This window comes from Candidatus Zixiibacteriota bacterium (genome assembly GCA_034003725.1).
Lineage (GTDB): Bacteria > Zixibacteria > MSB-5A5 > GN15 > FEB-12 > WJMS01.
Genome location: JAVEYB010000002.1, coordinates 34,254 through 48,196, shown reverse-complemented (window position 1 = coordinate 48,196; position 13,943 = coordinate 34,254). Strand labels below are relative to the sequence as shown.

At 59.2% G+C, this 13,943-nt stretch carries 15 protein-coding genes and 1 tRNA gene; 2 read left to right on the top strand and 14 right to left on the bottom strand.

Features of this window, described 5'->3' with window-relative positions; translation table 11 throughout:
• Positions 1-15 precede the first annotated feature (15 nt).
• The gene (locus RBT76_03300) at positions 16-1,272 is read left to right on the top strand and encodes an oligosaccharide flippase family protein (protein MDX9856796.1); all 1,257 of its coding nucleotides are present in this window, start codon (positions 16-18) and stop codon (positions 1,270-1,272) included.
• Positions 1,273-1,276: 4 nt separating this feature from the next.
• Positions 1,277-2,620, top strand: coding sequence for a hypothetical protein (locus tag RBT76_03295; protein MDX9856795.1), 1,344 nt, complete (start codon positions 1,277-1,279; stop codon positions 2,618-2,620).
• A gap of 10 nt (positions 2,621-2,630) precedes the next feature.
• On the opposite strand, the gene gmhA is transcribed toward RBT76_03295, so the two are convergent.
• The 14 genes from gmhA to queA form a co-directional block, all read right to left on the bottom strand.
• Positions 2,631-3,200 carry a D-sedoheptulose 7-phosphate isomerase gene (gmhA, locus tag RBT76_03290; protein MDX9856794.1) on the bottom strand — a complete coding sequence of 190 codons (570 nt, stop codon included), beginning with the start codon at positions 3,198-3,200 and terminating at the stop codon, positions 2,631-2,633.
• A gap of 3 nt (positions 3,201-3,203) precedes the next feature.
• On the bottom strand, positions 3,204-3,650 hold the full coding sequence (locus RBT76_03285; GenBank protein ID MDX9856793.1) for a dTDP-4-dehydrorhamnose 3,5-epimerase: 447 nt from the start codon (positions 3,648-3,650) through the stop codon (positions 3,204-3,206).
• Between the two features lie 29 nt (positions 3,651-3,679).
• Positions 3,680-4,558: a dTDP-4-dehydrorhamnose reductase gene (gene rfbD / locus RBT76_03280; GenBank protein MDX9856792.1), complete on the bottom strand. Its 879-nt coding sequence runs from the start codon at positions 4,556-4,558 to the stop codon at positions 3,680-3,682.
• Complete coding sequence (gene rfbA / locus RBT76_03275; GenBank protein ID MDX9856791.1) at positions 4,542-5,435, bottom strand: glucose-1-phosphate thymidylyltransferase RfbA; 894 nt, start codon at positions 5,433-5,435, stop codon at positions 4,542-4,544. Before rfbA ends, rfbD begins: the two co-directional genes overlap by 17 nt.
• Entirely contained in the window at positions 5,432-6,496 is a 1,065-nt protein-coding gene (gene rfbB, locus RBT76_03270) for a dTDP-glucose 4,6-dehydratase (GenBank protein MDX9856790.1), read from the bottom strand. The genes rfbA and rfbB overlap by 4 nt, the downstream gene beginning before the upstream one ends.
• A 95-nt stretch (positions 6,497-6,591) precedes the next feature.
• A tRNA-Thr gene (locus RBT76_03265) sits at positions 6,592-6,664 on the bottom strand.
• Between the two features lie 63 nt (positions 6,665-6,727).
• Positions 6,728-8,122 carry a cysteine--tRNA ligase gene (gene cysS / locus RBT76_03260; GenBank protein MDX9856789.1) on the bottom strand — a complete coding sequence of 465 codons (1,395 nt, stop codon included), beginning with the start codon at positions 8,120-8,122 and terminating at the stop codon, positions 6,728-6,730.
• Positions 8,123-8,127: 5 nt separating this feature from the next.
• Complete coding sequence (locus tag RBT76_03255; protein ID MDX9856788.1) at positions 8,128-9,204, bottom strand: M42 family metallopeptidase; 1,077 nt, start codon at positions 9,202-9,204, stop codon at positions 8,128-8,130.
• A gap of 96 nt (positions 9,205-9,300) precedes the next feature.
• On the bottom strand, positions 9,301-10,038 hold the full coding sequence (locus RBT76_03250; protein ID MDX9856787.1) for an HAD family hydrolase: 738 nt from the start codon (positions 10,036-10,038) through the stop codon (positions 9,301-9,303).
• On the bottom strand, positions 10,035-11,066 hold the full coding sequence (locus tag RBT76_03245) for a D-alanine--D-alanine ligase (protein ID MDX9856786.1): 1,032 nt from the start codon (positions 11,064-11,066) through the stop codon (positions 10,035-10,037). Before RBT76_03245 ends, RBT76_03250 begins: the two co-directional genes overlap by 4 nt.
• The gene (locus tag RBT76_03240; protein ID MDX9856785.1) at positions 11,063-11,701 is read right to left on the bottom strand and encodes a DedA family protein; all 639 of its coding nucleotides are present in this window, start codon (positions 11,699-11,701) and stop codon (positions 11,063-11,065) included. The genes RBT76_03245 and RBT76_03240 overlap by 4 nt, the downstream gene beginning before the upstream one ends.
• Positions 11,694-12,182: a 2-C-methyl-D-erythritol 2,4-cyclodiphosphate synthase gene (gene ispF / locus RBT76_03235; protein ID MDX9856784.1), complete on the bottom strand. Its 489-nt coding sequence runs from the start codon at positions 12,180-12,182 to the stop codon at positions 11,694-11,696. Before ispF ends, RBT76_03240 begins: the two co-directional genes overlap by 8 nt.
• A complete protein-coding gene (gene ispD / locus RBT76_03230; GenBank protein MDX9856783.1) occupies positions 12,175-12,861 on the bottom strand; it encodes a 2-C-methyl-D-erythritol 4-phosphate cytidylyltransferase in 687 nt (228 codons plus the stop codon). The genes ispF and ispD overlap by 8 nt, the downstream gene beginning before the upstream one ends.
• A 42-nt stretch (positions 12,862-12,903) precedes the next feature.
• Positions 12,904-13,941, bottom strand: coding sequence for a tRNA preQ1(34) S-adenosylmethionine ribosyltransferase-isomerase QueA (gene queA / locus RBT76_03225; protein ID MDX9856782.1), 1,038 nt, complete (start codon positions 13,939-13,941; stop codon positions 12,904-12,906).
• Positions 13,942-13,943: the final 2 nt, after the last annotated feature.

Sequence of the window (13,943 nt, the reverse complement as noted above, 5' to 3'; positions counted from 1 at the left end):
GTGCAGGTCGCAGACATGCTGAAATCGTCCGCAGTGTATTTTGGCAGCAGTATCGTCAACAAGGCGATTCCGTTTTTGCTGCTGCCCGTTCTGACGCGCTACCTCTCGCCGGCCGAATACGGCACGGTCGCCATCTTCCAGGTTCTGCTGACCTTTCTAAACCCCGTGGTTGACCTGAATATCAGCCAGAACATTCTCCGCAAGTACTTTCATCTCTCGAGGGAAGATCTGGCGGCCTACATCGCCAACATCCTGCTGGTGCTGTTCGGCTCCTTTACGGTGGCGACCATACTGCTCGCGGCGGTGGTGCTTTTCACCGGTAACGTGTTCGGACTTCCGGCCGGATGGATAACGGTGTTGCCGCTGATCTCGCTGGTAAACATGGTCAATAAATGTAACCTCGTCCTGCTTATCCAGGAACGGCGTCCCCTCGCCTACGGCACGTACGAGATCGGCAGCACCATTCTCAATGTCACCGTTTCACTGACGCTTATCATTGCATACGGCATGGGATGGGAAGGCCGGGCCACGGGCATCCTGACGGCCTCTGTCATCATCGGTCTCATCAGTTTGGTCCATATGCGCCGCCGACGGCTGCTTTTGCCGTCGGTCTCTTCCGTTTCCATTCGCGAGATACTGAAAGTCTCACTTCCCCTGGTTCCTCACATGCTAGGTATCGTGGTGGTCGGCTTCACCGACCGCCTGTTTATCGACCGCATGCTCGGCAAGGAAGCGGTCGGCATTTATGCGGTCGGATACCAGTTCGGAATGATTACGATGCTGTTCGGCGACGCGTTCATGAAATCCTGGTCGCCGTGGTTCTTCAGGGCAATCAAAGACCCCTTGCGGATCGATCGGGGTCGAATCGTACGGTACACGTATGGGTTCGTAGCCGCGATGATAGCGGCGGCGCTGGCGATCACCGCGGCGTCGCACCTTGCGTTCGACATCATGGTCGATGCGGAATTCTCCTCGGGGCTGTCGGTTGTGCTGTGGATTGCGCTCGGATTCGCCGTGCGCGGCATTTACCAATGCATGCTGCTGTATCTGATCCACGAAGGCCGCACGTCCTTTCTGGCCATCAATACCGCGGTGGCGGCGGTAGCCAACATCGGGCTGACGTATCTTCTCATATCAATTAATGGCGCGGTCGGTGCTGCGCAGGCGTCGCTCATCGCCTACGGCATCATGTCTATCGGCACCTGGTGGTACGCCAATCGGATCTACAGCATGCCGTGGTTCTCCCCTCGGCCGGCATTGGATGAAGGCTGATACGATGACGTCCGTCAAAGACATCTGCGAACTGGTCTGGGACCTGGAATCCCGGTTCGACCTGCTCGACTGGGAGGTATGCGGCGTCAAGATATGGCAGTATCTGCGCATGCCGGTGTACTTTCGGATCGCACAGCAGACCGGGGTGCTGGACCAGCCGCACACGACAGCGGCGTCCACCCCGGACCGACTTCGCTCCCTGCCCCGCTGTCTGTACGCAGCGGTACGCAAAGACCCGTTACGCGGCCGGGAGCGCGTCGATGCGCTCGTGTTCGAACATGAACGATCCAAATCGGTTGACGGGCGGCGAATTGACATCTATACACACTACCTGCAGCAGGAACTGAGAAATCAGGGGGTTCGATTTCACACCCTCGAGCGCCCATATCTTGGCCGCCATGACAAGTCCGATTCTCCCGATCGATCCTATCTGGATCGCCTGATTCTCAACGCCTCCGTCCGGAAGAGGCTCATGCGCGTTAAGGTCGGCTCGGATGCGCGTGATCTAGTGCAATTGGTCGAGAATGAGATTCTGGCGCACGCCGGACGGCCGATCGAATTGCTTCCCGGATTCGAACGGGGAATACGTCATTTCAAGGCAACCTACCAGCAATACATCCGGTTGCTGGAGAAGCGACGCCCGTCGCGGATCTACCTCGTCGTGTCATACGGTCAGGGGGAACTAATCAAAGCCGCCAAAGACCTGGGCATTGAAACGGTCGAAATCCAGCACGGCGCGTTCAGCCGCTACCATCTCGGCTATAGTTTCCCCGACCGCAATGCGCCGCTCGACTATTTCCCGGACACCTTTTATGCCTGGAGCGACTTCTGGGCTACCATGATGCCTCTCCCGATCTCCAAAGAACGAATCGTCAACGCCGGCTTCCCGTTCATGGAGCAGAACCGTCGCAGGTACCGGCACGTTCAGAGGAACACGGGACAGGTTCTGGTCCTCTCTCAGGGTTCTATCGGGGAGAAGATCGCGGCCCTTGTATATCAGCACCGTCGATCGCTTGAAAAATATCGCATTGTCTACAAGCTGCACCCCGGCGAGTACGACCGCTGGCGCGAATACCCGTCTTTAGCCGCACTTGTGACACAGCCGAATGTCCGTCTGTGCCTTGACGAAGACCTCTACGCCCTGTTCGCACAGTCGGAGTATCAGATGGGGGTTTACTCAACCGCGATCTATGAGGGGATCGAATTCGGCTGCCGGACAGTGCTGCTCGACCTGCCGGGGATTGAGTACATGGACCACATCCGCAAACGTGACGACGTCTGCATGTTCCAGCAATTTGTACGCGAGTCGTCCGCCGCCCCGACCGTTGCTCCTTCCAAACTCGGCTGAATCGGCCTCATCATCGGGCAAAGTGACGATCGATCAGGTCACACAACACGTGTGCTATCGTGATATGCATTTCCTGGATGTGCGGAGTGTCGTTTGACGGCACAATCAGGTTCAGTTCCGCGAACACCCGCATCTGCCCGCCGTCGCGGCCGGACAACGCGATCGTCCGACATCCTGCCGCGCGCGCCGCTTCAAACGCTCCAATCACGTTCGCAGAGTTGCCCGATGTCGAAATCCCGATCAGTAGATCGTCCACCCGCGCCAACGCCTCCACCTGCCGGGCAAAGACGCTCTCAAAACCAAAGTCGTTGCCGATAGCAGTCAACGCCGACGTGTCGGTCGTCAGGGCGATCGCGGGCAGCGCCCGACGGTCGCGGAGGTACCGTCCGGACAACTCGGCGGCAATGTGCTGCGCATCAGCGGCCGAGCCGCCGTTGCCGCACAGGAGAATCGTGTGACCGGCCTCCAGGGTACTTATCATGAGCTCAGCAGCCGCCGCGATGTCGTCTACCATGTCATTCATCACGTGTTCGACCACGGCAACGTGTCGCTTGATATGTGCTCTGATCAGGTCCTGCATGCGTTACACACCCTCGTCATCAATTGTGAACGGTGAGTCCGGGTCATCTTCATGCCGGATCTCATCCACGGGTTCGGTTCGCCCCCTGCCGGCGTAGAGCCGGTCGGGGAAATTCATCACGATTCCGTCGACACTGCCGATGTTTTTGTAGGCGTGGACGACGCCGGGCGGAACGACCACGCAGAAGTACTGCCCCAACGGCAGGTCGATAGTTTCGTGAGCGCCATTCGGAATGCGGTTGTCCCACAGATACAACCTGAAAGACGAGTTTCCCGGAAAGAAGAATATATCGGACTGCTCGCGATGCTCGTGGGGCCCTCGCGCGACGCCGGGCCTGGTCGATGACACGTAACCCATAGCGGGATCGAGACCCGATGGAAGCTCGTCACGGCGAAACATTTCGATCAACCAGCCGCGCTGATCCGTGTACTTGCCCAGCGGTCGAATCATGACGCCGGGGATTCGGCTGCCGGGTGTGGTCACAACGTGTCTCTTTCCTGCTTCAGGAAGCTGTTTATACTCTCCGCGTACGGACGCATTACGTCATGCCCCGCCTCTCTTAGCGCAGCATTGTCGAGGGCCGAAAAGGCCGGGCGTGGCGCGCGTCGTCCGCTTTCGGCGCTCCGGCACGGCTCCACCGCCACGGGCAAAGCCAGCTCCTGAATCACCGCACGCGCCAGATCGTATCGCGAACAATGATCGTGTGCCGCCGCATGATATCGCCCCAACAGGTCGTGTGCAAGAATGACCCGCACCTGATGAGCCAGATCGTCAACCCATGTCGGGTTGCCGATCTGGTCACTGACCACCCGAAGTGGCTCGCTAGTCCGTTTGTTTATCCGCGAACGGGCTGCCTCGACGATAGATCGGACGAAGTTGCGTCCCGGCCGCCCGTACAGCCACGCCGTGCGAATCACCGTCCACGGGCACCCGGCGGCCGCAACCGCCTCTTCCCCGGTCAGCTCGCTTCGACCGTAGACATTGACCGGCGTGGCGACATCATCTTCTCGATACGGCCGAGCGCCGAGCCCGTCAAACACGTAGTCGGTTGAGAAGTAAACCATCCACGATTCCGTTCGTGCGCACACGGTGGCAACATTCCGCGCCCCGTTGGTATTGACGGCGACCGCCCGTTCCGGGTCCTTCTCGCAGGCATCGACATCGGTCCAGGCCGCACAATGCAGGACAGCGGCCGGCCGCAATGCCTCGATCTTGCGTTCGACCGAATGCCGGTCGCAAATGTCCAGCGACGCGTGGTTCGCGGCCGTGATGGCGTACGTCGCCTGCAATTCGCGAACGAGCGCCGAACCAAGTTGACCGCCCGCGCCGGTGATCAGGATTTTAGCTCCGGCCTTCATCGGCGTCCCGCACGACTCCTTCGAGATAGGCCCGATAGCTGGTCGGGGCAAGGCGTTCGATCAGCGACTGCATGCGGCGGCGGTCGATGAAACCGCAGCGAAACGCGATCTCCTCGAGACACGCGATCTTTTGTCCCTGCCGGCGTTCGATGGTCGCGATAAAATTCCCCGCCTCGAGAAGGCTTTCGAACGTTCCCGTGTCAAGCCAGGCGATACCGCGCCCCAACCGCTCCACCCGGAGCCGCCCCGCCTGCAGGTAGAGTCCGTTCAATTCGCTGATCTCGAGTTCTCCCCGCCGCGACGGTTTCAACGACCGCGCCAGCGAAACGACATCGGCGTCATAGATATATAAGCCGGTCACCGCGTACGGAGACTTCGACTCTGTCGGCTTCTCCACGATGGAAACGGGCAAACCGTCGTTGTCGAATGTCACGACGCCGTAACGCGACGGATCGTGAACCTTGTACGCAAAGATGAGCGCGCCACCGTCGAACGAAGCAACGGTCGAAGAGAGATGTTCGATGCCATAGAAGATGTTATCGCCGAGAACCAGGGCCACGGGGGCGTCCTGGCAGAAATCCTCGGCCACCAGGAAGGCCTGAGCGATTCCCTGCGGTCGCTCCTGGACGGCGTAACGAAGCGACAGTCCGAGATGGGAGCCGTCCCCGAACAAATGCTCGAAGCGCGGGGTATCTTCGGGCGTCGATATGATCATCATCTCCCGGATACCAAACTGCATCAGAGTCGCCATCGGGTAATAAATAAGCGGCTTGTCATAGACGGGCAGAAGCTGCTTGCACGCGACGCTGGTAGCCGGATAGAGCCGGGTACCGCTGCCTCCCGCCAGAATGATGCCTCGTGTGACCGCCCGAGTCATAGTGCCTGCTGTCTGTTGGAGTAATTGAGTTCGTAGTACTTCCGGTATTCTCCGGTCACACAGGCGTCGAGCCAGTCCGCATGTGTGAGATACCAGTCCACGGTCGCCGCAATCGCATCGTCGAATGAGACCGAGGGAGCCCATCCGAGCTCCTGTCTGATCTTCGCGCTATCCATCGCGTACCGCCGATCGTGCCCCGGGCGGTCGGCCACGGTGCGCATCAGTTTCTCCCGGGGTCCTCCGCCAAGCCGGCGATCGAGTTCCCGACACACCCGTTGAATGATCTCACGGTTGGTCACTTCGTTATCGGCGCCGATAAGATAGGTGCTGCCGGTGACCCCTTCGCGAAAGACCAAATCAAGTGCACGGCAGTGGTCGGCGACGTACAGCCAGTCCCGCACCTGTAATCCGTCGCCGTATACGGGAATGGTCTCCCCGGCCACGGCGTTCCGAATCGTGAGCGGAACAAGCTTCTCCGGAAATTGATACGGACCAAAGTTGTTCGAGCAGTTCGTAATGACACAGTCGAGACCGAAGGTTTGATGGTACGCCCGCACGAGATGATCCGCCGACGCCTTGGACGCGGCATAGGGCGAGCTGGGACGGTACGGGCTGTCTTCGCGGAATAGCCCGGTCGGGCCGAGCGATCCGAACACCTCGTCGGTCGAGACGTGGTGAAATCTGATCCGTCGACCGGACTGTCGAACCGCCTCGAGCAACGTGAGCGTTCCCGCGACGTTTGTCCGAATGAAGGGATGCGGCCCGAGAATGGAACGATCGACGTGCGTTTCCGCCGCAAGGTGGATTATGCCATCGAACTGAAATCGATCAAACGCAGCCTCGACCGCTCCAGAATCGGCAATGTCGAGCTTCACGAAGCGGTAGTTGGGGCGGTCTTCGATCGACTTCAGGTTGGCCAGATTCCCGGCATACGTCAGCGTGTCGAGATTGACAAACTGCCGGTCATGATGATGGTCCACCAGATAAGTGAGCAGGTTGGACCCGATAAAACCGGCCCCGCCCGTGACGGCAATAGTACTGGAGAAACGCGGCTTGCTCATGATGATCTCCCCCGGAATATAACGGCGAGTCTTTCTACCCTCAAGGCTATTAATGGTCGCGGTACGACCCGGTCGTTGGTTCGGGGGGAAAAAAAAGCCGGCGAAGGGACTCGAACCCCCGACAGGCTGATTACAAATCAGCTACTCTACCAACTGAGTTACGCCGGCTTTCAACGACTCGTCTATGTACCAGAAACAGCGGCCGATGTCAAGGCGGTTCCGCGGCGGCCGTCAGACTTTCCGCTTCCACTTGACGCCCTGCGGGGTATCTTCGAGCACGATTCCGCGGCTGACGAGATCGTCGCGAATCCTGTCGGCGGTCGCAAAATCTCTCGTGCGGCGGGCCTCGGTACGCTGGGCAATCAACCGCTCGATCTCTTCATCGAGACTCTCCGTCTTCAACTCGAAACCCAGAACGGTATCAAACGAGCGAATAAGCTCCAGAGCCGCCCGTACATCCTCGGTGGACAGCGTGCCGTCCGCGCGGAGTCGGTTCATGTCCCGGATGAAATCGAACACCACGCCGAGGGCACCGGAAATATTCAGATCGTCATCCAGTTCCGATTCAAAGCGCTCCCGGGCGGTGCGCAACACTTCCGGCGCCGACCCGTCCGATTGCCCGCCGGGGTGACTCTCGAGATTCCGGATGAAATCGTTGTATCGCTGCAGCGCCGCCGCCGCCGCATCGAGCCCCTGAAACGTGAAATTCAGTTGCTGGCGGTAGTGGGTCGCCACCAGGACATACCGCACCGCCGTGCCGGAGTAGCCCTTGTCCAGCAGATCGCGCAGGGTGAAGTAGTTGCCGAGCGACTTGGACATCTTCCGCCCCTCGACAATCAAATGCTCCGCATGCAGCCAGTAATTGACAAAAGGATGTCCCGTGCACCCTTCCGACTGGGCGATCTCATTCTCGTGGTGCGGGAAAATGTTATCGACGCCACCGGTATGAATGTCAAACCGGTCGCCCAAATACTTCATGGACATGGCCGAGCACTCCAGGTGCCACCCGGGTCGGCCCTTGCCGATCTCCGTCTCCCAGTATATGTCGCCGTCCTTCTCGTCCCACGCCTTCCACAGCGCGAAATCCGAGACCGACTCCTTCTCATACTCGTCCGTTGCAACCCGGGCGCCCGGCTTGAGCGTGGCCGTATCTATCTTGGCAAGTTTACCGTAGTCCGGGAAGCTGGAGATCTTGAAATAGTAGTTCCCGTCCACCTCATAAGCCATCCCGCGTGCCACCAGCGTCTTGATAATGGCCACCATTTCGCTGATATGGTCCGTGGCGCGCGGATAGATCTCGGCCCGCTCGATGCCCAGCGTGTCGAGGTCCTGGAAGAACGCCTCGGTGTACGGATCGGTGAACTCTCGCAGTTTCTTGCCCTGAGCCTGGGAGTCTCGAATGATCTTGTCATCGATATCCGTAATGTTCATCACCTGCGTGACCTGAAATCCCTTGTACTTCAGGTACCGCCGCAGCAGGTCCTCGAACATGAACGTTCGGAAGTTGCCGATATGGGCGAAATTGTACACGGTCGGTCCGCAGGTATACAGGCGCACCTTCCCTTGCGAGATCGGCGTGAAATCTTCCTTTTTCCCCGTCAGGGTGTTCTTGAACTGCAGCGACATCCGTCTTAATCCTCCGTGAGCCCCCTGACCGTTTTCGCATCCAGCTTCTTGATCAGCTCGCAGGCGAGCTTCACCGTATGATCATAATCGGGCCGGTACATCATCGAGTTATGACTGTGGATATAGCGTACCGGCGGTCCGATCACGATCGAGGGCACGCCGGTACGGCTCATATGCACCCGGGCGCCGTCGGTCGCTCCCCGTTCCATGTAGGTCAGGTGGTACGGAATCTTGCTCTTTTCCGCTATATCGATCGCCAGGTCGCGAAGCTTGAGATTCGGGATCATCCCGGCGTCGTACAGCAGCAGCGCCGGTCCCGCGCCCATCTTTTCCGCCTTCTTGAAACCGTCGGGCGGAATGTCCTGGCCGATGCCGGTATCGACAATGATCGCGACATCGGGATCACCGACATGCGCAATGGTCTGCGCGCCGCGACAGCCGACCTCCTCCTGCACCGTGCCGGCGCCGAGAATCGTGTTCGGGTGTTTGCCGCTCTTGAAGTGCTTGAGCACGTCGAGAACCACGGCGCAGGCCATGCGGTTGTCGAATGCCTTCGCCAGGTACATTTTCGAATTTCCCATAATAGTGAAGCCGCTGTCCGGAATAATCGGGTCGCCCAGCTTTATCCCGAGCTTCTTTTTGACGTCGAACTTCTCCTGCACGCCCACATCGATGAACATATCCTTGATCTCGAGCACTTTCTTGCGCTCTTCAATCGGCAGCAGATGCGGCGGCGTTGACCCGATCACACCCAGGACCGGACCTTTGGAGGTGATGATTCTCATGCGCTGGCCGAGGGCTACGTGCCCCCACCAGCCCCCGAGAGGAAGAAACTTGATATACCCCTCACTGGTGATTTCCTTGACCATGAACCCGATTTCGTCCATATGGCCGGCCACCAGTACGCGGGGAGTATCGGCGGTACCCTTCTTGATTCCAAGTATAGACCCAAGTCGATCATACTCGATTTTGGTCGCGGTCTTTTTCATCTCCCGGGCCATGATCGCCCGGACTTCCGACTCGTATCCCGAGACGCCGTTGGCTTCGGTGAGTTCTTTCAGCAACAATTCGGTAGCATCCACGATATGATCCTTTCTGTGAGCGCCGGATCCTCAACGGGCACAACCGGCCCGAACGTGAGTCTGCAAATATACACGACCGGTTGGTCGCCGTCTACATTATTTCGAAAGCAGCCCCGGAAGCTCCGACAACGCCTGAATCTCGGCCCAGGCCTCGGGCCGCCGCTCCGGGTACTCCCGCCCCGACTTGTGTTTGAGGATTGCGTGCATCCCGATTCGGCTCGGTCCGATGACATCTTCTTCGTAGCGATCACCGATATAGACGCATTCCGAAGGAGCGAATCCGGCCTGGTTGGCGGCGTGATAGAAAATGTCCGCATGCGGCTTACGCAGTCCGAAACTCGACGAATAGACCCTGAAGTCAAAAAACTCCGCCAGCCCGAAACGCTCCAGTTCGGCCTCGTGCGTCCGATCGGGAAAGATCGTATTGGAGATCAGCCCGATCACCGGATACCGGGGGCGGAGTTCCTGCAACACGGTGCGGGTATCGTCATACACGAACAACTCCCCGGCCACCGGTGCGTAGTAGGCGTCGAAGAAACCCTCCACGAGGTCGTCGTCAAACGGCAGCTCAAGACGCTCCAGAAGTATTCGGACAGCTTTGGTAACCGTCCACTCCACCAGGTCACGGGCCACCTGCGTGCGGAAACGGTCCCGGATTTCCGCATAGTGCGCGTAAAACTCATCGTACGCAGGCACGGCAAGGTTCTCCCGCTGGAGATACTCGTGCCCAGCGGCGACAGCCTTCCTGGCCAGCTCATCCCAGGAATAGGCCTCATATTCGATCAGCGTACAGCCGAGATCGAAAATCAGCGCGCGTACATGCAATGGTGTCATTTCAGTTTGAATTCCCGAATAGCTGATTCAACGATACGTCTCACAAGCTCCTCGAATGACATTCCCACCGCCCTGGCGGCCATCGGCGACAGCGACAGCTCCGTCATCCCGGGGAGCGTATTCAGTTCGAGGCAGAAGAAGCGATCTCCGGAATCGAGCATGAAGTCGACTCTTGCGAGCCCGGCCGCACCGATGACTTCATAGAGCCGGACGGCCGCCGCCTGCATGCCGGCGGCCGTTTGTTGGTCGATCGGAGCCGGGGCCAGATACTCCGTCTTTCCTTTGGTGTATTTCGCCTCATAGTCATAGAGACCGGATCGCGGCCGTATCTCCACAACAGGCAGCGCTTCACCGTCGAGCACGGCTACCGTCATTTCGCGACCGGCCACATAGGCTTCGACAAGAATGCTCGCCGACTCCACGCGGCATCGCTCGATCGCCTCCGGCAGTTCACCGCTGCTCATGACCTTGCTCAAACCGACCGTCGAACCACTGTCATTCGGCTTGACTATCATCGGCAGTCCCGGCGATTCCAGAAGCGAGTCGATTACCTCCGGAGTGACGGGATGTCGATTCACTTTGAGGTGTCGGAATTCGGGAGTCGGTATCCCCGACGAAATCATGAGGCGCTTGGTAAGCGCCTTGTCCATGGCAACTGCCGACGCGGCCATACCGGAGCCGGTATACGGAAGACCGGCCAGATCGAGCAGATTCTGGATTGTCCCGTTCTCCCCCGCGCCGCCATGAAGCCCGAGAAACACCACGTCAAACGATCGCCGACGGTCACTTAGAACCAGTTGCCGGAATTCCTGTGCCGCAACGGGCAATTGATCGTGTTTGGTCGCGCGAACGGCCGTATCGCGAGGGATCAGGCCGTGATCGCCTTCGATCAACGCCATGCCGAGAGCCGGATCGACCGCTTCGACCGTGTGTCCGAGCGCGCGAAGGGCCCGGAGGATGGCCGCGCCGGAATCGAGGGACACCTGACGCTCGCTCGAGTTGCCGCCCGCCAATAAGAGGACGTTCATCCTGTTGTTTCTTTCCTGCCTTTGAGTTTTTTGTACCGACGGAAAATATAGATTCCGACCAGCAAGATCAAGGCGGGCCACACAATCCAATTGTATGCCCTCACGTATCGTTCGATCAGATGCACGTTGTTGACCATCGTGATCGCAACATAGACCAGTAAGGACGTAAACAGCAGGTAGGAGATCAGCGAGAACACCAGTGTCCGCGCCATCGAATAACGCCCGATTCCCGCCGACAGCGCCAGCGCGGTCCGCAGCCCGACCACAAACCGCGAGAACACGAGTATCCAGGCGCCGTGTCGCCGCAGCCGGTCACTCATCCGGTACACATCATCCGCGGAAAAATAACGATAGTTCTTCCGAATGAAGTACTCACGACCGTGTTTTCGTCCGAGATAGTACAGCAACATCACGGACGCCATTCCGCCGGTGTTGACCAGCACCATCAGCCAATTGAGATCGAGCCGCCCGAACGCGACCAGCGCGCCACCCACGAATATGAATGTGTCCCCGGGGAACGGCGGTATGATGTTTTCGATAAAACTCGCGGCGAAAATTGCCATGTACACCCAGACCGGACCGTAGGCAAACAGGTAGTCGATGTACTTCTGTATCTGGTCGAACGACTCAGTCATGGGCGGCAATCAGGCACACGGCCGACGCGGCAATCCCTTCCTCACGCCCGACAAACCCGAGCTGCTCGGTGGTGGTGGCTTTGATGCCGACCCGCGATGAGTCTATCCCCAGCAGATCGGCAATCCGCTCCCGCATCGCCGGCACGTACGGGTTGAGTTTGGGCTTCTCGGCCATAATGATCGTGTCGACATTTATGATCAATTTGAACCCGGCATCGATGATCATCTCGAGTACGCGCACCAGCAGTGCGGCCGAGTCGGCGTCTTTGTATGCCGGATCACCCGGCGGGAAGTGCCGGCCGATGTCTTCGAGTCCCGCCGCGCCAAGCAGCGCGTCGGCCACCGCGTGCAGCAATACATCGGCGTCGCTGTGACCCGCAAGTCCCCGCTCGTACGGTATTTCGACACCGCCGATCATCAGCCGACGGTCCGGGGCGAAGGCATGGACATCGAAGCCATGCCCGATACGCAACCTATGCATGCGCCTCCCGTCGCAAAAATGCTTCGACCGCCACCAGGTCCTCGGGCGTCGTGACCTTGGTGTTCGGTCCGCTTGATTCCACGATCTGCACCGCATGACCGCATCGTTCCGCGAGCATCGCATCGTCCGATGCGCTTTCGTCCGATGGCGTCTGGTGGGCCGCGCGAATAAGATCGAGACGAAAGACCTGCGGTGTTTGCGCCAGCCACAGGTTGTCTCGATCGATCGTTCCCACTACTATTCCGTCGCGGACTGTCTTCACCGTGTCGGTAACCGGGGCGGCCAGCATCGCACACGTCCCGCTTTTCGCCTTCGCGACCACGCGATCGATATCTTCCGGCAGTACCAGCGGCCGGGCGCCGTCGTGAATAGCCACCCAGCCGATCCCCCCCGGCAATGCCGCCAGACCGTTCGCCACCGACGCCTGACGCGTTTCTCCTCCAAACACGATCTTGCGTACCTTGAGGAAGTGAAACGGATCGATAACGGTTCCGGCCGTGGCGCCGGCGTACTGCTCGCTGACGACGACAATGATGCCGTCTATCGATTCGGCCTGTTCAAAACGACTGATGGTCCACGACAGCAGCGGCCGGCCGCACACCTCCACAAACTGCTTGGGGCGAGTTCCGCCATAACGGACTGCCCGGCCGGCAGCGACAATCAGCGCGTACGTATTCATCGGCACCCAATATATCCGGGCTTCAACTCGCCGCAAACCGTTTTATACGATCAGCATGGCGTCGCCATAACTGTAAAACCGGTAACTCTGGGCGACCGCCTCCCGGTAAACAGAAAGTATGCGCTCCCGCCCCGCAAACGCCGACACCAGGACCAGCAACGATGATCGCGGCAAATGAAAATTCGTAATCATGCGATCCACGAGCCGGAAGGTGTGTCCGGGGCGAATGTACAGATCAACCATCCCCGAAAACGGCTGCACCCGTCCGCCTGATACACCGGCCGACTCGAGGGTCCGGACCGAGGTCGTCCCGACCGCAACAATGCGGCCCCCGGATTTCCTCGTTTCCGTTAACGCCTGGGCCGCCTCCGGTGTCAGTTCGGCCCATTCGGGATCAACCGAATGCCGGGTGATATCATCCGCGGTGATGGGCTTAAACGTTCCCGGTCCGACGTGAAGGGTCAACCGGACGATCTTCACTCCTTTCTGCTCCGCGGCGGTGAGCAGCGAGGGTGTGAAGTGAAACCCCGCGGTAGGGGCGGCCACCGCGCCCGTTCGGCTTTTGTCGGCAAAAATAGTCTGGTAGCGCGCGAGGTCGGCCGGTTGGTCCGGTCGGGCAATGTAATGCGGAAGCGGAACATGCCCGAACCGGCTGATCAGCCGCTCCCGCGCCTGCGCCGACTCGAAACCGATTTCCCACTGACCGTCGCCAAGCGAACGCTCGAGCACTACCCACAACCTGTCATCGAACGGGATAACTTCTTGTTCTTTCAGTCGTCGGCTGGGTGAAACCAGTGCAATCCAGCGCTCGCTGGAATGATCAGTCCTGCGGACAAGGAAGATCTCCACCTTTCCGCCGGAAGCTCTGCGGCCGATCAAACGCGCCTTGAACACGCGGGTGTTGTTCACGACCAGCGCATCTCCCGCGTCGAGACCGTAGAGCACGTCCCGGAATTTGCCGTGCCGGATTTGGCCGCTGGATCGGTCGAAAGTCAACAGGCGTGACTGGTCGCGACGTCTTTCGGGGAACTGGGCGATCAACTCCCGAGGCAGATCATAGTCGAACAGGGAAACGTCCACGG

Excerpts from the sequence above, each read along its gene's own strand:
- cysS (MDX9856789.1), bottom strand. The coding sequence starts at position 8,122 with ATGTCGCTGCAGTTCAAGAACACCCTGACGGGGAAAAAGGAAGATTTC.
- RBT76_03300 (MDX9856796.1), top strand. The coding sequence starts at position 16 with ATGCTGAAATCGTCCGCAGTGTATTTTGGCAGCAGTATCGTCAACAAG.
- RBT76_03285 (MDX9856793.1), bottom strand. The coding sequence starts at position 3,650 with ATGATTCGACCGCTGGGCAAGTACACGGATCAGCGCGGCTGGTTGATC.
- rfbA (MDX9856791.1), bottom strand. The coding sequence starts at position 5,435 with ATGACTCGGGCGGTCACACGAGGCATCATTCTGGCGGGAGGCAGCGGT.
- RBT76_03240 (MDX9856785.1), bottom strand. The coding sequence starts at position 11,701 with ATGACTGAGTCGTTCGACCAGATACAGAAGTACATCGACTACCTGTTT.
- RBT76_03245 (MDX9856786.1), bottom strand. The coding sequence starts at position 11,066 with ATGAACGTCCTCTTATTGGCGGGCGGCAACTCGAGCGAGCGTCAGGTG.
- ispF (MDX9856784.1), bottom strand. The coding sequence starts at position 12,182 with ATGCATAGGTTGCGTATCGGGCATGGCTTCGATGTCCATGCCTTCGCC.
- ispD (MDX9856783.1), bottom strand. The coding sequence starts at position 12,861 with ATGAATACGTACGCGCTGATTGTCGCTGCCGGCCGGGCAGTCCGTTAT.
- rfbB (MDX9856790.1), bottom strand. The coding sequence starts at position 6,496 with ATGAGCAAGCCGCGTTTCTCCAGTACTATTGCCGTCACGGGCGGGGCC.
- rfbD (MDX9856792.1), bottom strand. The coding sequence starts at position 4,558 with ATGAAGGCCGGAGCTAAAATCCTGATCACCGGCGCGGGCGGTCAACTT.
- RBT76_03295 (MDX9856795.1), top strand. The coding sequence starts at position 1,277 with ATGACGTCCGTCAAAGACATCTGCGAACTGGTCTGGGACCTGGAATCC.
- gmhA (MDX9856794.1), bottom strand. The coding sequence starts at position 3,200 with ATGCAGGACCTGATCAGAGCACATATCAAGCGACACGTTGCCGTGGTC.
- RBT76_03250 (MDX9856787.1), bottom strand. The coding sequence starts at position 10,038 with ATGACACCATTGCATGTACGCGCGCTGATTTTCGATCTCGGCTGTACG.